We start from the raw sequence: 19,780 nt of genomic DNA, 5'->3' as shown, positions 1-19,780 counted from the left end.
AAGAGACCGCTCCCACAGGTGATTGCATTTTCTTGTGGGAGCGAGCCTGCTCGCGAAGAGGCCGGTAAAACCACTAGTTTCTCTGGGCGATAAACTTCAGCAGCGCCTCTGTCACAAATCCCGGATTTTCCAGATTGGAAATATGCCCCGCCTCCGGCACCAGCACACACGGGCAACCGATCAACTCGGCCATTTCCCGCGCTTCACTTGGCGGCCGCGGCTTGTCTTGATCGCCACAGATTACCAGCGTGGCCGCTGCGTCCAGCTCGCCCAGGCGCGACAACAGATCATCACGACCAAAGGTAATCCGTCCCATCGGCACGATGCTTTCGCGCAGGCGCTCGGGTGGCAGTGCGGCCAGTTTGGCGCGGAAATCCTGATACAGCGCCGACTGCGGATCGATGCCCGGACGGAAGAAAATCGGCACCACGATGTCCAGCAACTGTGGCGCGATGACGCCGGTGTCTTCGATCATTTTGAACAGCGAGAAGTAGTACTGACGGGTCTGTTCCGGCTCGACGCCGACATAGGTGTCCATCAGCACCAACCCATTGAGCCGCTGCGGTGCCGACAACGCCAGCCGCACGCCCCACATGCCGCCCACCGACAGGCCAACCAGGGTGACGCGATTGATATCCAGATGATCGAGCAACGCCAATGCCTGACGCGCCACATCGTCCAGCGACGTCGTGCCGGCGGGAAGTGGCCCCGATTCACCGTGGCCCCACAGGTCCAGGGCGATCACTCGATACTGTTGCGACAACGCGGCAATCTGCGGCGCCCACATGGCCTGGTCCCACAGGTAACTGCCGGCCAGGAGGACGGCCGGGCCGGTGCCTTGGTCGATGTAATGAAGGGATTGTCCGTCGATGGTTACGAAGGGCATCGGCGTGGCTCCGTTTGAAAAGTGGAGCGGGAAGACTGAGCGGCTAAAGGATTGCAGTCAATCACACGATTGTATGCGTCTGTACAACCGTCTTCGCGAGCAGGCTCGCTCCCACATTTGGACTGCCAACACAGTTCCATTGTGGGAGCGAGCCTGCTCGCGAAGAGGCCAGTACGGACGCTAGAAGATTACAGCCCCTCCAGCTCCGCCATCAGATCATTCAACCGATCCGCCTTCTCCTCGGTGATGTCACTGGCCGCCAACCCGTCGATGTACCCGGCCAGCTCCTCCACCGTACTGCACTCGAACATCGCTCGCAGCGGCACGTCCCGTTGCAGGTTTTTCTGCACCCGCGATGCGATCTGCGTGGCCAGCAGAGAATGCCCGCCCAGTTCGAAGAAGTTGTCGCGGACACCAACCTTCTCAACCTTCAACACTTCGGCCCAGATGGTTGCGAGGGTCTGCTCCAGTTCATTGCGCGGGGCCTGATAGTCCTGGCTCTGCAACTGGCCGATCTCCAGCGCCGGCAAAGCCTTGCGATTCAGTTTGCCATTGGCGTTGAGCGGCATCCTGTCGAGCCACAGCCAGTGCAGCGGCACCATGTACTCCGGCAGTTCGGCGCGCAGGCATTGCTTGATGCGCTCCAGGCGTTCGGCAGGATTGAGCGTTGAATCGGCAGCCACCAGATAACCAACCAGATGTTTGCCGTTGGCGCCCTCCTGCACTCCCACCGCCGCGTCGCGGACTTCCGGTTGTTCATGCAGACGGGCTTCGATTTCACCCAGTTCGATGCGGTAGCCGCGAATTTTCACCTGATGATCGACCCGGCCGACGTACTCCAGCACCCCATCGCTGCGACGTCGCGCCAAGTCACCGGTGCGATACAGGCGCTCGCCCGGCGCTCCGAACGGATTGGGCACGAACACCGGGGCCGTGCGTAGCGGATCGCTGACGTAACCGCGTCCGACTCCCGTACCGGCAACACACAACTCCCCTACTGCGCCCAACGGCACCAGGTCCAACGCGCCATCGAGCAGGTACAGCAAGTTGTTATCGGTCGGCGTACCAATCGGCAAATAACTGCCGCGGGTCGAAGCCATGTCGACCCGGAAGAACGCCACGTCATCGGAACACTCCGCCGGACCGTAAGCATTCACCAGCCCGATCTCCGGGTAGCGCAACAACCACTGGTGCGCCAGCTCCGGCGGCATCGCCTCGCCGGTCGGCAGCATCCAGCGCAGGCCATCGAGGCTCATGCGTTCCTGGGCGAGCATGCCCTGGATCAACGACGGCACGCTTTCCAATACCGTGATGCCCTGGGCCGAAACGTGTGCCAGCAACCCTTGCGGATCGTGGGCGATGGTGTTCGGCACGATGTCCACCCGCGCGCCGAACAACGGCGCGGCGAGGAACTGCCACACGGAGATGTCGAAGCTTTGCGAAGCGGTCTGGGCGATGACGTCGGCGTCGCTCAGGCCCAGGTACGGCACCTTGCTCAATTGGTTGTTGAGCATGCCACGTTGTTCGACCATCACGCCTTTGGGCAAACCGGTGGAGCCCGAGGTGTAAATCACATAAGCCAGATTGTCCGGCCCGCTGTGGATGCCCGGATTGGCCACCGATGCATCGCTGGCTTGCACCTCTTCCCACACCAGCAACTTCGATCGATTGACGCAACCGAACTCATCCAGCAGCGCCAGCGCCTGCTCGCGGCAAGCCTGGGTGCAGACCAGCAACGGTGTGCGGCTGAGGTCGATGATCCGGCTCAAACGCTGGCCTGGCAGCCCCGGATCCAGCGGCAGATAACCCGCCCCGGCCTTGAAGCTGCCGATGATCATGCCGAGCAAATCGAGACTGCGTTCAGCCAGCAGTGCCACCGGTTGATCCAGCCCGACACCGGCAGCGATCAAGGCGTGACCGAGGCGGTTACTGCGCTGGTTGAGTTCAAAGTAACTGTGCTGCTGATCCAGGCAACTGGCGGCAATGCGCTGCGGATGCGCGTTCACCTGCCCTTCGAACAGGGCCACGTAACTCTGATCCAGCGGGTAGTCGTGCGCGCTCTGGTTGCAGCCATGGATCAGGAATTCCTGTTCCTCGGCCCCTAGCAAGGGCAGATCGACCATGTCGCCGTGGAAGCCTTCAACCAGCGCCAGCAACAGGCGCTTGAACTCGCCGAGCATGCGCTCGACCGTGGATTCGTCGAAGTAACGCTGGTCGTAGGACAGGTGCAAGCCCAGGTCATCCCCTGGATAGCACACGGCTGTCAGCGGGAAATTGGTGTGGGTGCGGCCCGAATCCGATGTCGCGTTGAGGCTTTGCGCACGGTCCAGCACCGAGACTTCCACCGGGGCGTTTTCGAACACGAACAGGCTGTCGAACAACGGCTGGCCTTTGGGCAACTCGCTCTGTTCCTGGATGTTCACCAGCGGCAGGTATTCGTACTCGCGCAGCTGCATGTTGCTGTCGAGCAGGTCGGTCAACCACTGGCGCACGCTGCAACGCTGGTCGTCCTGCGGCATTTTCACCCGCAGCGCGATGCTGTTGATGAACAGGCCGACGGTGCGTTGCATCTCCGGCATTTCCACTGGACGCCCGGCCACCGTGACGCCGAACAGCACGTCGCGATCACCGCTCAGTCGACGCAGCACCAGGGCCCACGCGGCCTGGGCGAAGGTGTTGATGGTCAGTTGATGGGCCTGCGCCAACTCACGCAGCTGCGCACCGTCGCGAGCGTCGAGACGGGTGTAGCGGTCGCCAACGATCATGCCGCCGCTGTCGCCGGCATGTTCGCGCAGGAACGGTCGGTCGCTCGGAATCGGCGTGGTCCGCTCGAAACCTTGCAGGTTGGTTTTCCACCACTGCCGCGCTTCGGCCAGGCTCTGGCGTTGCAGCCAGCCGATGTAGTCGCGATAACGCGGCGGCACGGCCAACTGAGCTTCGCGGCCTTCGCCGAAGGCCATGTAGATCTCAAAGAAGTCATTCATCAACAGCGAACGGCACCAGGCATCAATGAGGATGTGGTGGTTGCTCATCATGAACCAGTAACGCGCCGCGCCGACCTTGATCAGGCGCAGGTGGAACGGGGCCTGGTTGAGCAGATCGAAACCGGTTTCGCGTTCGGTCTTGAGCAGGGTTTGTAGCTTCGGTTCCTGCTCGGCCTCAGCGATATCGCTCCAGTCCAGGTACTCGATCGGCGTGCTGCCCGGCTTGTGGATAACTTGCAGCATGTCTTCGCCGACGTTCCAGCAGAACGAAGCGCGCAAGGCTTCATGGCGGGCGATCACCGCTTGCCAGGCCTGGGCAAAGCGCTGCGGGTCGAGTTCGCTATTGATGCGGTAGCGGTCCTGCATGTAGTACAGGCCGGTGCCCGGCTCCAGCAAGGTGTGCAGCAGCATGCCTTCCTGCATCGGGGTCAGCGGATAAACGTCCTCGATGACAGCCGCCGCCACCGGTAACGCGTCCAGCTGCGCCTGATTCAGTTTCGCCAGCGGGAAGTCCGACGGCGTCAGGCCACCCGCATCGTCGCGCAAGCAATGCTCGATCAGGCTCTGCAATTCACTGACGTAGGCATCGGCCAGCTCACTGATGGTTTGCGGATTAAAGCGCTCGGCGCTGAAGGTCCAGCGCAGCACCAGCTCACCGCCATAGACCTGACCGTCGACGCTCAACTCGTTGGGCAGCGGTGCCCGCGGATCGTGGGCCGCACCGATGGTTTCATCCAGCGGACGAAACAACGCATCGGCACCGAAGCTCTGGTCGAACTGACCGAGGTAGTTGAAGGTGATCGGCGCCTGCGGCAACGCCGCCATGCCTTGTCGGCACGACGCGTCGGCGAGGTAGCGCAGCACACCGTAACCGAGGCCTTTGTGCGGCACGGCGCGCAGTTGTTCCTTGATGGCCTTGATCGAGGCGCCCTGCTCCTGCGCCGGCGTCAGGCGCAACGGATACGCGCTGGTGAACCAACCGACGGTGCGGGTCAGATCGATCTCGTCGAACAGCGTTTCGCGGCCATGACCTTCCAGTTGGATCAGCGCCGACTCTTGGCCACTCCAGCGGCACAGTACGCGGGCCAGTGCAGTCAACAACAGGTCGTTGACCTGGGTGCGGTAGGCGCTCGGCGCCTGTTGCAGCAATTGTCGGGTGCGTTCGCCGTCAAGGCGCACGCTGACGGTTTGTGCATGCCGATGCTGCCGCCCACCCTCGGGACAATCACAGGGCAGCTCGCCGTTCGGCCCGGCCAGTTGCCTCTGCCACCAGCCCAACTCTTCGCGCAAGGACTCGCTGCCGGCATAGGCCTGCAAGCGTGCCGCCCAATCCTTGAATGCACTGGTTTTCGCCGGTAGCTTCACCGACTGCTGCGCGTCGAGTTGGCGATACACCGTTTGCAGATCGTCCAGCAGGACGCGCCACGAAACCCCGTCCACCACCAAATGGTGAATGGCGATGAACAGCCGTTGCTGGCCCTCGGGACCATCGACCAGCAGAACGCGGATCAGTGGTCCTTCACCAAGGTCGAGGCTGCGCTGGGCGTCCGCGAACAGGGCGGCGCATTTGTCCATGGAGGTCACGCGCACCTGCCACAACACCGGCGCATCGGAAATCGCCTGATGCTCGGCATGCCATTGGCCGCCGACTTCGCTGAAACGCAAGCGCAAGGCGTCGTGCTGTTCAATCACCGCCAGCAACGCCTGCTCCAGGCGATGAGGTTCCAGGGTCGTGGTCGGTTGCAGCAGCAACGCCTGGTTCCAGTGCTGGCGCTGCGGGATGTCGGTGTCGAAGAACCAGTGCTGGATCGGCGTCAGGCGCGATTCGCCCGAGACCAGGCCCTGCTCTGCATTGACCTGCTCGGTACGGGACGCCACGACGGCGAGGGACTGCACGGTCTGATGCTGGAACAGGTCGCGGGGGCTGAAGTGAATGCCCTGCGCCCGTGCCCGGCTGACCACCTGGATCGACAAAATCGAATCGCCCCCCAGTTCGAAGAAATTGTCGTTGAGGCCGACCTGTTCGACGTTGAGGACTTCGCACCAGATCTGCGCCAGGGTCAGCTCAAGCTCGTTGCTCGGCGCCACGTACTGTTGACGGTTCAGCTCTGGGTCCGGCGCTGGCAGCGCGCGGCGGTCGAGCTTGCCGTTGGCGGTCAGCGGCATGCTGGCCAGCAGGATCAGGTGGGTGGGCACCATGTAGTCCGGCAGTTGCGCCTTGAGGTGTGCTTTCAGGTCTTCGCGCAATGCCGCCTGCTGCGCTTCATCCTGTTCGGCGATGTCGGTGACGAGATAACCAACAAGCTGTTTGCCGCTTGGCGCATCGAGCGCCAGCACAACCGCTTCACGCACCGATTCATGGTCAAGCAAGCGGGTTTCAATCTCGCCCAGCTCGATCCGGAAACCACGGATCTTCACCTGATGGTCGATTCGCCCCAGGTATTCCACCAGCCCATCGGCACGCTGGCGCACCAGGTCGCCAGTGCGGTACATGCGCCCACCCTTGGCCGCGAACGGGTCGGCGACAAAGCGCTCCGACGTGATGCCCGCACGCTGGTGATAGGCCTGGGCCAGGCCGGCGCCACCGACGTACAACTCACCGGTCGCGCCTTGCGGCACCAACGCCAGGTCGGCATCGAGAATGTACGCCACACGGTCACCGATCACGCTGCCAATCGGCACGCTGCCGGCGCCCTCTTCCAGAACCTCGGGTGCGAGACTGGCCAAAGGCATGACCACGGTTTCGGTCGGGCCATAGGCGTTGAAGAACAGGCTCGGTTTGAACGCCTCGCGGATTCGCTGCAAATGCTCGCCAGTCAGCGCTTCGCCGCCGGTGATGATCATGCGCACCGGCAGACTTTCATGTTGCGTGGCCAGCCATTGTGCCAACTGGCTGCCGTAGCTTGGTGTGAAGCCGAGGACGTTGATGCGATGACGGCGGATCAGGCCACAGATTTCTTCGGCATCCCACTGGCCCTGCGCCCGCAACACCACCTGCGCACCGCAGAGCAACGGCACCAACAGACGCTCGGTGGCGGCGTCGAAGTTGATCGAATAGAAATGCAGTTCGCAATCGTCAGGACGCATGCCGAAACGCTCGATCACGGCGCGGCAGTGCATGGCGATCTCGCCGTGGGACACCACCACGCCTTTCGGCTTGCCGGTGGAACCGGAGGTGTAGATCAGGTACGCCTGATGTTGCGGCAGGCTGATGAAGGGCAGCTCAGTCGCCGGATAGTGGGCCAGTGCGGCGGCGTCTTCCTCCAGGCACCAGCGCGCCACCGTAGACGGCAGCTCACCCAACGCCTTGAACATCACTGCATCGCTCAACAGCAGGCCGATGCCGCTGTCTTCGATCATGTAATGCAAACGATCGAGCGGGTATTCCGGGTCCAGCGGCACGTAGGCGCCACCGGCCTTGAGGATCGCCAACAGGCCGACAACCATTTCAAGCGAGCGCTCCAGCGCCAGGCCCACGCGGACCTGCGGGCCGACACCACGCTCGCGCAGCGCCCAGGCCAGGCGATTGGCGCGGCTGTCGAGTTCGGCATAGCTCAGGGTCTGCCCGGCGAAGGTCAGGGCCGGTGCATCCTTGCGTACCAGCGCCTGTTCGGCGAACAGGTGATGGATGCACTGGTCGAGGCGATGTTCGCCCGGTTCGACGCCAAGGCTGTCGAGCAATTGTTGCTGCTCAGCTCCATCGAGCAACGGCAGTTCGCTCAGACGCTGTTGCGAATCGGCGATCAGCGCCTCCAGCAGGTTGCGCCAGTGTCTGGCCATGCGGGCAATACGCGGCTCGTCGAACAGGTCGGTGCTGTAGGTCAGGCAGCAACCCAAGCGGTGGTCGAGGTCGGTGACTTCCAGGTTGAGGTCGAACTTGGTCGCACGGGCATCGTTGGCCAGGTACTCGACGGTCATGCCGGCCAGGGTGCGGCTCTGCTGGAATTCCCAGCGCTGCACGTTGCACATCACCTGGAACAGCGGGTTGTAGGCCGCGCTGCGCGGAGGCTGCAAAGCCTCGACCAGATGATCGAACGGCAGGTCCTGATGGGACTGGCCTTCGATCACCGTGTGACGCACTTGCTCGAACAGCTCGCCGACCGACATCTGGCCATCGAGCTGGCAACGCAGCACCTGGGTATTAAGGAACGCACCGATCAACCCTTCGCTTTCCGGGCGGATGCGGTTGGCCACCGGTGCGCCGATGCGCAGGTCGGTCTGGCCGCTATAGCGGTACAGCAAAGTCGCGAGTGTGGCGGTCATGGTCATGAACAGGGTCAGGCCGTTTTGCGCATTGAATGCGCGAACCCGTGCGGCCAGATCATCACTCAGATCAAAACGGAACAGTTCACCCTGGTGACTTTGCACCGGTGGACGCGGACGATCACCCGGCAACTCCAGCAGTGGATGTTCGCGACCCAGTTGTGCAGTCCAGTAGTCGAGCTGACGCTGACGTTCACCGGATTCCAGCCACTGACGCTGCCAGACGCTGTAATCCAGGTACTGCACCGGCAGCGGTGCCAGCGGCGACTCGCGGTCGTCGACGAAGGCTTCGTACAGCGCGCTGAGTTCCCGGGCAAAGATGTCCATCGCCCAGCCTTCGGTGACGATGTGGTGCAGGGTCAGCACAAAGTAGTGCTCTTGCTCGGCGGTCTTGACCAGGCAGGCGCGCAGCAGCGGACCGGTTTCCAGATCGAACGGCAGGTGCGCTTCATCATCGGCCAGTTGCTGGACGTTCTGCTCGCGCATGTCAGCTTCGAGTGTCGAGAAATCCTTCCAGTCCATGCACACACCCGTCTCGGCATGCACCTGCTGTCGGGCCACGCCGTCGATGCTCGGGAAGGTGGTGCGCAGGGTTTCGTGGCGCAGGATCAACGCTTGCAGCGCCGCTTCGAAACGCCCGACATCCAGCACCCCGCGCAGGCGCGCCATGCCGCCGACGTTGTACGCCGGGCTGTCCGGCTCCATCTGCCAGAGGAACCACATCCGTTGCTGGGAATAAGACAGCGGCACCGGTTGGCTGCGGTCGACTGGCTCGATCGGCGGCTGCTTGTTGGTGTGGCCGCAGGCCTGGATCAGGCGGATCTGTTCGGCAAACCCGCCCAGTTCACTGTTCTCGAACAAGGCACGCAGCGGCAACTCGACGTCGCAGGCCTGGCGGGTGCGGGAGATGATTTGCGTGGCCAGCAGCGAATGACCGCCGAGGGCGAAGAAGTCGTCGCGCAGGCCGACTTGTTCCAAGCCCAGGACTTCGCGCCAGATCGCCGCGATCCGTTGTTCCAGTTCGGTGACTGGCTCGACATGCTCGCGCACCTGCCATTGCGGTTCCGGCAAGGTGCGACGGTCGAGTTTGCCGCTCGGGCTCAGGGGCATCGCGTCCAGGCGCATCAGTTGCGCCGGCACCATGTATTCCGGCAACTCGGCCGCCAGCGCGGCTTTCAGGCGTGTGGTTTGAATTTCTTCAGCTTCAGTGGCGTCCATTGCGGTGTAGTAGCCAATCAACTGTCCACCGGCAGCGGTGTTTCGCACCACGACCACAGCCTGGGCGACACCGTCCTGGGCCAGCAGGCGTGCTTCGATTTCTTCCGGTTCGACGCGGAAGCCGCGCAGCTTGACCTGCTGATCGAGACGGCCGAGGTATTCGATTACGCCTTCGGCGGTCCAGCGCGCCCGGTCGCCGGTGCGATACAGGCGCGCGCCCCGCTCGCCCAACGGATCGACCACGAAGCGTTCGGCAGTCAGCGCGGGTCGACCGAGATAACCACGCGCCAGGCCAATACCACTGATGCACAGTTCACCGGGCACACCGGCCGGAACCGGATTGAGATCGCCGTCGAGTACGCGGCAAATCACGTTACCCAGCGGACGGCCAATCGGCGAACGCTCGCCATCGGTCACGCTGCAATGCCAATGGGTGACGTTGATCGCGGTTTCGGTCGGGCCGTAACGGTTATGCAGTTGCACCGCTGGCAGTTGCGTCAACACGCGGTTGCGCAGTTCGGCGGGCAAGGCTTCGCCACCGGAGAACACCCGACGCAGGCTGGTGCATTCGACACTCAGCGGCTCATCGATGAACAGCGCCAGCAGTGGCGGCACGAAGTGCAGCGTGGTCACACCATACGCTCGAACAAGCTGCGCGATACGGTGCGGATCGCGGTGCTCGCCAGGGCCGGCAATCAGCAACCGGCTACCGGTGATCAGCGGCCAGAAGCACTCCCACACCGACACATCGAAACTGATCGGCGCCTTTTGCATCAGCACGTCGCTGTCGTTCAGGCGATAAGTGTTCTGCATCCATTGCAGACGTTCGGCCAGCGCCGCGTGGGTGTTGCCGACGCCTTTCGGCTGCCCGGTGGAGCCGGATGTGTAGATCACGTAGGCCAGGTTCTCGCCGTGCAAATGCAGGCCCGGCGCATGACTCGGCCAGCTCTCAAGGTGCAGGGCATCCATGGCGATCACGCTGACACCCTCAGTGGTCGGCAATCGGTCAAGCAATGCGGTCTGGGTCAGCAGCAAATCGACGCCGCTGTCGCCGAGCATGTAGGCCAAACGCTCGGCAGGGTAATCCGGGTCCAGCGGCACGTAAGCGCCACCGGCCTTGATGATCGCCAGCAGGCCAATCAACAGTTGCGGCGAACGCTCGCAGGCGATAGCCACGCAGACGTCCGGGCCAACGCCCTTGTCGCGCAGGTAGTGGGCCAGTCGATTGGCCCGTGTGTGCAGTTCGGCAAAATCGAGACTGCCGCCGTCCCACAGCAACGCCGTACGGTGCGGGGTCTGGCGTGCCTGTTCGTTGAGCAGCTCAGGCAACCAATGTTGCGCCGGATCGCAGGGAGCAACGCTCCAGGCGGATTGCTGTTCGTGTTCGACGGCGCTCAACAGTGACAGGTCGCCGACGGCAGCGTCCGGTTGCTCGCAAATGGCTTGCAGCAGTTGGCTGAAATGCTTGGCCAGGCGCTCAATTGTCGCAGCATCGAACAACTCATCGGCGTAGTCGAAGGACAAGGTCAGGCGACCGTTGCGGTCTTCTTCGCTGTGCAGTTGCAAGTCGAACTTGGCTTCGCGGCTGTGCCACGACAGCTCTTCGGCCAACAGCCCCGGCAGGCGTTTCAAGGCATTGAGGTCGCGTTGCTGGTGGTTGAACATGACCTGGAACAGGCCCTGTTCACGGGCCCGCGGGAAGGCTTCGAGCAGTTGCTCGAACGGCAGGTCCTGATGCGCTTGCGCCCCCAACGCCGCTTGGCGGGTTTGCCCCAGCAACTCAATGAAGGGCAGCCGCGAATCCACCTCGGCGCGCAGCACTTGGGTGTTGATGAAGAAGCCGATCAGGCCCTGGGTTTCCAGACGCGGGCGGTTGGCATTCGGTACGCCGACGCGAATGTCACGTTGACCGCTGTAGCGATGCAACAACGTCTGAAACGCGGCGAGCAACAACATGAAGCTTGTCGACTCATGAGCCTGCGCAGTTTTGCAAATCGCTTCGCTCAGGGGGGCGGTCAGGCGCACGCTATGGCGGGCGGCGCTGTGGGATTGTTTGGCCGAACGCGGATGATCGGTAGCCAGTTCGAGTGCCGGGTGCTCGTCACCCAATTGCGCCTTCCAGTACACCAGTTGCCGCTCGCCCTCGCCTTGCGCCAGCCATTGACGCTGCCAACTGCCGTAATCGGCGTATTGGGTCGGCAACGGTGCCAGTTCAGCGAGCTGACCTTGGGAAGTTGCGGCATACAGACGCGAGAACTCGTCGATCAATACATTCATCGACCAGCCGTCGGCGATGATGTGGTGCATCGTCACCAACAGCTGATGGTCTTCATCGTCCAGACGCACCAGCGTTACCCAGAGCAATGGGCCTTTTTCCAGATCGAACTGGGTGCGAGCTTCGTCCTCGCGGATCTGTTGCGCACGAGCTTCACGCTCGGCGAGCGGCAAATCGCTGAGGTCGATCCGTTGCAGGTTGAACTCACCGGCGGCTAAGACTTGTTGCAACGCCACACCATCGCGTTCAAAGAAGCGGGTGCGCAGGGATTCGTGTCGCTCGATCAGTTGCTGGAAACTTGTGCGCAACGCGTCTTCGTCCAACTCGCCGCGCAGGCGCAACGCACCGGGGATGTTATAGGCACTGCTCTGTGGATCGAGTTGCCAGGTGATCCACAGGCGGTTTTGTGCCAAGGACTGCGGCATCGCCTCACTGCGCGACAACAGCGTGATGTCGCCCTGGGCGCTGCCGCCGTCCTGTTGCTGCTGTGCCACTGCAGTAGCGAACGCGGCCAGGGTCGGCGCCTCGAACAACAGGCGCAGATTCAGCTCCAGCCCCAGTTCTTCACGCACCCGGGCGATCACTTGCGTGGCGGCGATGGAGTTACCGCCGAGCAGGAAGAAATGATCGTCGGCGCCGACCTGTTTGACGTTCAGCAGTTCGGCCCAGATCTGACCGATCAGCGCTTCCAGATCTGAGGTCGTCGCAGTCGAGTCCTCGACTTCAGTAGTGGTCGACGGGAAAACCGCATAGCTGTCGAGGCTGCCGTCGGCCAGGCGATTGCGGCACGCCGAGCGTTGCAGTTTGCCACTGGAGGTCTTGGGCAACGCGCCGGGGTTGAGCAGCACCACCACGCTCGGCGCCTCCTGGTACGCCTCGGCCACAGCCTGACGAATCGCCTTGATCAAGGCCTGCGGTGGCAGGATTTTTTGCACGCTGCGGCTGATTTCCGCGGCGATGCCAATGCCTTCCTGACCGTCGATGTTCACAGAAAATGCAGCCACGCGACCTTTGCGCACCACTTCCACTTCACGCTCGACGGTTTGCTCGATGTCCTGTGGATAAAGGTTGTGCCCGCGCACGATCAGCATGTCTTTCAGGCGACCGGTGATGAACAGTTCACCGCCGTGCATGAAGCCCAGGTCACCGGTGCGCAGCCAGGTTTGGCCGGCGTGCTGGACAAAAGTTTTGGCGGTTGCTTCAGGGTTGCGCCAGTAACCATGGGCGATGCTCGGGCCACTGGCCCAGACTTCACCGACGACGTTGTCCGTCAGTTCACTGAGCGACACCGGGTCGACAATCAGCACCCCATGATCGGGCTGGCGGATACCGCAACTCATGATTGCGCTGCCCTCGCCCGCTTCGGCACGGTTCTGCGTCAGGGCCTGATCGTCGACACGCAGGTTGCCGATGCCCTGGCCACGGGGTGTGCCGGCCACGAACAGCGTGGCTTCGGCCAGACCATAAGAAGCCATGAAACTGTCTTGGGTGAAACCGCAGGCGGTGAACTTCTCCGCGAAGCGTTCCAGGGTGTCGAGGCGAATCGGCTCGGAGCCGGAATACGCCACGCGCCAGCCGCTCAGGTCGAGCCGTTCCAGCGCCGACTCGCTGACCCGCTCGCTGCACAGGCGAAAGGCAAAATCCGGCCCGCCGCTGATGGTGCCGCCGTACTCGCTGATCGCTTCCAGCCAACGCAGCGGGCGACCAAGGAAGTACGCCGGCGACATCAACACGCACGGCACGCCGCTGAAAATCGGTTGCAGCAAGCCGCCGATCAGGCCCATGTCGTGGTACAGCGGCAGCCAGCTGACGATCACGTCGTCGGGGTGCAGATCGATGCCGAACCCCTGGCGGATCAGCAACTCGTTGGCCACCAGGTTGCCGTGGCTGACTTGCACGCCTTTGGGCAATGCGGTGGAACCGGAGGTGTATTGCAGGAAGGCAATGTGATCGCCTGCAAGCTGCGGCGCGACCCAGCGCTCGGCCAGCGTGCTGTCGAGGGTGTCGACGCACAGCAGCGGCGGCGCGCCTTCAATTTGCTGCAAGGCATCGCGCAGGCCGGCGCTGGTCAACAGCAGACGCGGTTCGGCATCGCTGATGATCGACAGCAGGCGCTCCTGGTGATGACGCTTGGTCGACTCCGGGGGATAAGCCGGCACGGCAATCACGCCGGCATACAGGCAACCGAAGAAGGCTGCGACGTAATCCGGACCGCTGGGAAACAACAACACCGCACGATCGCCAAATCCGGCTTCGGCCTGCAACGCAGCAGCAATCGTCCGCGCGCGCTGATCCAGTTCGCGATAGCTGAGCACCACCGTCTGATCCCGGGTTTCGGCGAGAAAACGCAAGGCCACCCGATCCGGCGTCAGGGCCGCGCGGCGCTGAAGGGCTTGGACCAGTGTGCTGGGGATGTCGAACGCGTCGGTCATGAGGTTTCCTGCCTGAATTCGGCTTGCAATTGGAATCGGTTTTCGTGTGTCACGAGATCCCTGTAGGAGCGAGCCTGCTCGCGAAAAACCGGAGAACGCCGCGGGGGGTCAGGCATCCATCGTCATCGTTGACGACCATCGCGAGCTGGCTCGCTCCTACAGGGTTATGCGAGTTGGGCTATGCCATTCACCAATGAGAACGGATAGCGTCCTGAAATAATTAGTCGGCGGGCATGAAGGGATGAGTCAGCGTGTCGCCGTTCTCGTTCTGCACCCTCACGGAGCATTACTTCTCTTTCTCAATTGACAATCATTATCATTCAACATAATTTGTCGCTCGATGTGTAGGACGGCCCCGGCCTTCTCGCCGTCCCACCAACCTATTTGGCAGCAGGGTGATTTCCATGACGGAACAAGTGTCCACAAGCAGGTGCGATTCGCCGCTACTCCAGGCCTTCGTCGACAATCGACTGATTCTGGTCAAGATTGCAGCCCGCATCACCGGTTGCCGCTCGCGTGCCGAGGATGTGGTGCAGGATGCGTTCTTCCGGCTGCAATCGGCACCGCAGATCACCTCCTCGTTCAAGGCTCAGCTCAGCTATCTGTTCCAGATCGTGCGCAACCTGGCGATCGATCACTACCGCAAGCAGGCGCTGGAGCAGAAATACGCCGGGCCTGAAGAGGAAGGTCTGAACGTGGTGATTCAGGGAGCTTCACCGGAAACCTCGCACATCAATTTTTCCACCCTGGAAAACATCGCCGACGCACTCACCGAGCTGCCAAGCCGCACCCGCTACGCCTTCGAGATGTATCGCCTGCACGGCGTGCCGCAAAAGGACATCGCCAAGGAACTCGGCGTCTCGCCGACCCTGGTCAACTTCATGATTCGCGATGCGCTGGTGCACTGCCGCAAGGTGTCCGGTAGCCGTGCGGATGCCAGTGCCCGTCGTTAAGATCCGACATCTCATCGCCCCCATTCGCGAGCAGGCTCGCTCCCACATTGGTTCTGTGAGAACAGTTCCATTGTGAGGGCGAGCCTGCTCGCGAAGGTGGACTCAAGATCCATTCAGATCTTGAGTCTTATGCATCAAGCCAACTCACACCGATCAAAAAACCGTTCACGCCCCAGCGCCATCAACGCCGCGCGCTTATGCGGAAAATCGAATTCCTTTTCGCAGTGGAAACGCTGAGCCTGCATGTAGCCGATCATCTTGCCGTTGTCGGCACGAGGCTCGGCGACCACCCGTTGGGTACGCGGGTCATCGAGAAACAGGAAATGCACCAGCGCCGATAACCAGCTCGCCACCTTGTGCGGACCCCGGTGATTCTCCTCGCCCACCAGCATGTGAATGCCACGGTCGTAATCACCAGCCTCGTAGAACGGTGCGATGCGATCTTCCTTGGCCCAATAGGCTTCGAAATAGGCAAACGGCTGATCATCGAAGCAACCGATCAATGTCACGGTGTGGGGATCAGCTTCGAGTTTGCTCAGGTACTCGCGGTGCTGTTCGAGGCTGCCCTCTTCCTGCCAGAAACTGGCGACCCGTGGACTGTTCTGCCAACGGTTGAAACGGCTCAGATCCAGATCGATGTCCACGGTACGCAGGGAAATCCACATCCCCAAGCGTGTATCGAACCGTCGATAGACCTCGCCCCGAGGCTTCACTGGCCGTAGCGGATGACGCTTGCCGCCGCTGATGATCATCTGCTGTGGATAACTGCCGGTCAGCGCCTGCCCAAGCCAAGGCTGCGGCAGTTGCCAGAACAAGGTGCGTTCGCAGCGATACTGACCAGCCGTTTGCGTTGGAATCAACAGGCCGCTGAGCAGTGCTTGGGTCGGGACCTCATCAAGTTGCCAGGTCAGGTGCTGGCAGGCCGGGTCACGGGCGAACAGCCAGTAACAGGCGGCCCAGAACGCCAGGCTGTCAGGGGGGCCAAAGCGCTGCTCCGGGTGCACTTGCAGCTCAGGTCCGCGGTTCAACCGCAACTGGATCAGCGGTTGATCGTCGAGGCTGAGGCTCAGCCGGTTTTCGGTTTCATCGGCTACAAGTCGGCCGCCTGTGGGTAAGGCCAGGGCCGTCAGGTCATTCAGATTGGACATGGGTCGGGCTCACGATAATCGTCGACAGTTCTACGATGTGACGTGAGCCGAAGCAGGAAATTTAAGAGAAACCGCTCCCACATGAGTTGGATCGGTCAGTGCGCAACCGGCACGACAGCAATCTTGTACGGGTCGAAAATCTTCAGCATCTGGCCATTGTCTCGCAGCCCTTGCAGCAGTTTGCCGAATGCCTCACCCGTGATCGGCGCGGCTGGGCGCAGGATGGCGTAATGGTGATAAACCTGATCGATGCGATCGGAGATCAGCAACTGATCGGCGACTTGCAGATTGCGCAGAAAGTAGTCGCTCAAATAGGAGCGCGTGACCAGGGCAATGTCGGCACGGCCCCGCAACACCATCAGCAGGTTACTGTCATGGGAATAGGTCAACGTGGCGTTGTAATGGGTGGCGAGGTACTTGGGTTCGGCATTGAAGTTGGCGAATTCGTAGTGATAACCGCTGAACAATGCCAGACGCTTGCCCGCAAGGTCCGCAAAATAGTCTTGCTGGCGAACGGGCTGGCTTTCAGGTTGGCGTTGCGCGACAAAAATCTCGGCGTCTTCCAGGCCCATGTCGACATCGGCGTGCGGAATCTCCTTCCAGCCCCAGGCGGGGTTTTCGAAGATGGCCATGTCGATCCGGCCCTGCTTGAAGTCGCCGAAACGCCGGGGAATGGAGGTGGGCACCAACACAAATTGATAGTCGCTTTGCAGGGCGTTGAGCGCTTCGACCAATTGCGGCAACAACCCCGTGTCGGCCCCGTTTTCCGGGCGCACGGTATAGGGCGGGAAGTGTGCGGCACCGATGCGCACCAGTTGTGCAGCCTGGGACGGAATCAGCCATAACGCCGCTAACGCTGTAAGCAAAAGCCGTGAAGCCGTCCGAATGGGCGAAGACATCAAAACAAGCCACTCCCCAAAAATACTGCATCAATGCATTCAAGCTAGGCGGTTTCGCCCAGTTAGCCAGTTTCCTGCCGACCAACACAATCCTATTGTTTTTCCTCCAGCACCAGAATCAGTGCCTCGTTGGCCAACTGCTCGAGGCTCATGCTGCCTTCGGCACGAAACCAGGTGGTGGTCCAGGACAGTGCACCGGTAAGGAATCGACGGGTGATGAACACATCACCGCGTATTAAACCGGCGCTCTTGGCCTCACCCAGCACCTGCAGCCAGATGTCTTCATAGATGTCGCGCAACGCCAGGACTTTTGCCTGCCCTTCCTCGGACAGCGAGCGCCACTCGTAGACCAGTACCGCCATGGCTTCGCCACTGCCGCCCATGATCGACTGCAATTCGCAGCGGATCAGTGCCAGCACCCGTTCGCGCACGTTACCCGCCTCGGCAATGGCCGCGCGCATCAATGCGGTGTTGTAGCGGATCGTTTCTTCCATCACCGCTCGCAGGATCTCGTCCTTGCTTTTGAAGTGATGGAAGATACTGCCCGACTGAATGCCCACGGCACCGGCCAGATCGCGCACAGTGGTGCGCTCGTAGCCTTTGTTGCGAAACAGGTGGGCCGCCACTTGCAGCAGCTTGCCACGGGCGCTGTCCGGATCGGTCAACTGGCCGTCGTCGACCAATTCACGCATGACCCTCAGGGCTTTTTGCTCGTCCACCCGTTCTCTCCTACAGTCGATCAATCTATACGCCACTCATCATGCAGGAGCGAGCTCGCTCCTACAGTTTCGTACGGTTGCGCGGGCAATTTAAGCTGGCATTGGCAACCAAGCAAGCGCTCGGGCCGAAGATATTTTCAGTCATTTACAAACCAAGCGCTTGCTTGGTAGTCTCGGTACACAACTGCTGGAGGTGGTTATGGATTCGACTGCACCCAAAACTATTCGCATCGGCTGCGCCAGCGCGTTCTGGGGCGACACCTCGACCGCTGCCGCACAATTGGTGGACGGCGGGCGTCTGGATTATCTGGTCTTCGATTACCTGGCCGAAATCACGATGTCGATCATGGCCGGTGCACGGATGAAAGATCCCCAGGCCGGTTACGCCAGCGACTTTGTCGAAGTCCTGAGCCCGCTGCTCACACAGCTCGCCGAGCAAAATATTCGCGTCATCAGCAATGCCGGCGGGGTCAATCCGCAGGCGTGCGCTGCCGCCCTGCAAGCAGCCTGCGACAAGGCCGGGGTCGCCTTGAAGATCGCTGTGCTGCTGGGAGATGACCTACAACCGCAATTCAAGCAACTCACCACTCGCGGCATTCATGAAATGTTCAGCGGCGCCCCGCTACCCCCGATGTGCGTCTCGACCAACGCCTACCTCGGCGCACCCGGGATCGTCGAAGCCCTGCGCCTGGGCGCGGACATCGTGATCACCGGACGCGTCGTCGACAGCGCCGTGGTCAGCGCCGCGCTGATGCATGAGTTCAACTGGTCGTGGCACGACTACGACAAACTGGCCCAGGCGGCGCTGGCCGGACACATCATCGAGTGTGGCGCGCAGTGCACCGGGGGCAATTTCACCGATTGGCGCGACGTGCCCGACTACGAGCACATCGGTTTTCCCATCGTCGAAGTCAGCGCCGACAGCCAGTTCATCGTCAGCAAACCCGAAGGCTCCGGTGGTTTGATCACACCGCTCACGGTGGGTGAACAGATGCTCTATGAGATTGGCGACCCGCAGGCCTATCTGCTGCCCGATGTGGTGTGTGATTTCTCTCAAGTCAAACTGGTGCAACAAGGCAAAAACGCCGTGCAGGTGCACGGTGCGAAAGGGTTGCCGCCGACCGATCAGTACAAGGTCAGCGCCACCTATCCGGAGGGTTTCCGCTGCACCGCCAGTTGTTTGATCGCCGGTATCGATGCGGTCGACAAGGCCCGACGTGTCAGTGAAGCGATCATCAACAAGACGTCGGAAATATTCGCTCGCCGTGGCTGGGCGCCCTACAGTGATGTCAGCGTTGAACTGCTCGGCAGCGAAGCCACCTACGGCCCCCACGGCCAGCGCCAGGACAGCCGTGAAGTGGTGATCAAGCTCGCCGTGCGCCATCCGAACAAACAGGCCCTGATCATGTTCTCTCGGGAAATCGCCCAGGCCGCCACCGGCATGGCGCCGGGGCTGACCGGCATCGTCGGCGGACGGCCGACGGTGTATCCGCTGATCCGCCTGTTCTCGTTCCTCATCGACAAAAGCGCCTGCACCTTGGAGATCGAACTGGCCGGCGAGCGCCACCCTTGCGCCCTCCCGGCCCTGGATGTACTCGATACCCACGATTTGCCCACGCCGTTCGAACCGCCCAAACCGGAAGGGCGGGCCGACGCCAGCGTGGCGCTGATCAAACTCGCCGTGGCCCGCTCCGGTGATAAAGGCAATCACAGCAATATCGGGGTCATGGCTCGCCGGCCCGAGTATTTGCCATGGATCGCCGAGGCGTTGACCCCGGAAGTGATCGTCGACTGGATGAGCCATGTCCTCGACCCTATCCACGGGCGCGTCGAACGCTGGTATTTACCCGCCACCCACAGCTTGAATTTCCTCCTGGAAAACGCCCTCGGCGGTGGAGGTGTCGCCAGCCTGCGCATCGATCCGCAAGGCAAGGCCTTCGCCCAGCAACTGCTGGAGATCCAGATTCCGGTGCCGAAACGCATCGCCGACCAGCTCATTTAGA

7 protein-coding genes are annotated in these 19,780 nt (G+C 61.8%); 2 read left to right on the top strand and 5 right to left on the bottom strand.

The genetic code is table 11. From position 1 onward, the window contains the following. Positions 1 to 73: 73 nt before the first annotated feature. Both ACSFE6_RS14650 and ACSFE6_RS14645 read right to left on the bottom strand, forming a co-directional pair. On the bottom strand, positions 74 to 886 hold the full coding sequence (locus ACSFE6_RS14650) for an alpha/beta fold hydrolase (RefSeq protein ID WP_435428276.1): 813 nt from the start codon (positions 884 to 886) through the stop codon (positions 74 to 76). A 188-nt stretch (positions 887 to 1,074) separates the two neighbouring features. Further along, positions 1,075 to 14,058, bottom strand: a complete 12,984-nt coding sequence (locus ACSFE6_RS14645; protein WP_435428275.1) for a non-ribosomal peptide synthetase — start codon at positions 14,056 to 14,058, stop codon at positions 1,075 to 1,077. Between the two features lie 404 nt (positions 14,059 to 14,462). Between ACSFE6_RS14645 and ACSFE6_RS14640 the strand changes: the two genes are divergently transcribed. Then, positions 14,463 to 15,011, top strand: a complete 549-nt coding sequence (locus tag ACSFE6_RS14640) for an RNA polymerase factor sigma-70 (RefSeq protein ID WP_435428274.1) — start codon at positions 14,463 to 14,465, stop codon at positions 15,009 to 15,011. A 134-nt stretch (positions 15,012 to 15,145) separates the two neighbouring features. Here the strand turns inward: ACSFE6_RS14640 and ACSFE6_RS14635 are convergent, their stop codons facing one another. The 3 genes from ACSFE6_RS14635 to ACSFE6_RS14625 form a co-directional block, all read right to left on the bottom strand. Then, the gene (locus ACSFE6_RS14635) at positions 15,146 to 16,159 is read right to left on the bottom strand and encodes a GNAT family N-acetyltransferase (protein WP_435428273.1); all 1,014 of its coding nucleotides are present in this window, start codon (positions 16,157 to 16,159) and stop codon (positions 15,146 to 15,148) included. Positions 16,160 to 16,254: 95 nt separating this feature from the next. After that, the gene (locus ACSFE6_RS14630) at positions 16,255 to 17,058 is read right to left on the bottom strand and encodes a substrate-binding periplasmic protein (protein WP_435428272.1); all 804 of its coding nucleotides are present in this window, start codon (positions 17,056 to 17,058) and stop codon (positions 16,255 to 16,257) included. Positions 17,059 to 17,150: 92 nt separating this feature from the next. After that, the gene (locus ACSFE6_RS14625) at positions 17,151 to 17,777 is read right to left on the bottom strand and encodes a TetR/AcrR family transcriptional regulator (RefSeq protein ID WP_435428271.1); all 627 of its coding nucleotides are present in this window, start codon (positions 17,775 to 17,777) and stop codon (positions 17,151 to 17,153) included. 199 nt (positions 17,778 to 17,976) lie between these two features. Here ACSFE6_RS14625 and ACSFE6_RS14620 point away from each other — a divergent pair, with 199 nt between their 5' ends. After that, positions 17,977 to 19,779 (top strand): acyclic terpene utilization AtuA family protein, encoded by a 1,803-nt coding sequence (locus tag ACSFE6_RS14620; RefSeq protein ID WP_435428270.1) that lies wholly within the window; start codon positions 17,977 to 17,979, stop codon positions 19,777 to 19,779. Position 19,780: the final 1 nt, after the last annotated feature.

Origin of the sequence: Pseudomonas baetica (genome assembly GCF_051216495.1) — a bacterium.
Taxonomy (GTDB): Bacteria; Pseudomonadota; Gammaproteobacteria; order Pseudomonadales; family Pseudomonadaceae; genus Aquipseudomonas; species Aquipseudomonas baetica_B.
The sequence above is the reverse complement of the archived record's forward strand: the minus strand, read 5'-3'. Positions and strand labels throughout refer to the sequence as shown.

Excerpts from the sequence above, each read along its gene's own strand:
- ACSFE6_RS14650 (WP_435428276.1), bottom strand. The coding sequence starts at position 886 with ATGCCCTTCGTAACCATCGACGGACAATCCCTTCATTACATCGACCAA.
- ACSFE6_RS14645 (WP_435428275.1), bottom strand. The coding sequence starts at position 14,058 with ATGACCGACGCGTTCGACATCCCCAGCACACTGGTCCAAGCCCTTCAG.
- ACSFE6_RS14640 (WP_435428274.1), top strand. The coding sequence starts at position 14,463 with ATGACGGAACAAGTGTCCACAAGCAGGTGCGATTCGCCGCTACTCCAG.
- ACSFE6_RS14635 (WP_435428273.1), bottom strand. The coding sequence starts at position 16,159 with ATGTCCAATCTGAATGACCTGACGGCCCTGGCCTTACCCACAGGCGGC.
- ACSFE6_RS14630 (WP_435428272.1), bottom strand. The coding sequence starts at position 17,058 with ATGTCTTCGCCCATTCGGACGGCTTCACGGCTTTTGCTTACAGCGTTA.
- ACSFE6_RS14620 (WP_435428270.1), top strand. The coding sequence starts at position 17,977 with ATGGATTCGACTGCACCCAAAACTATTCGCATCGGCTGCGCCAGCGCG.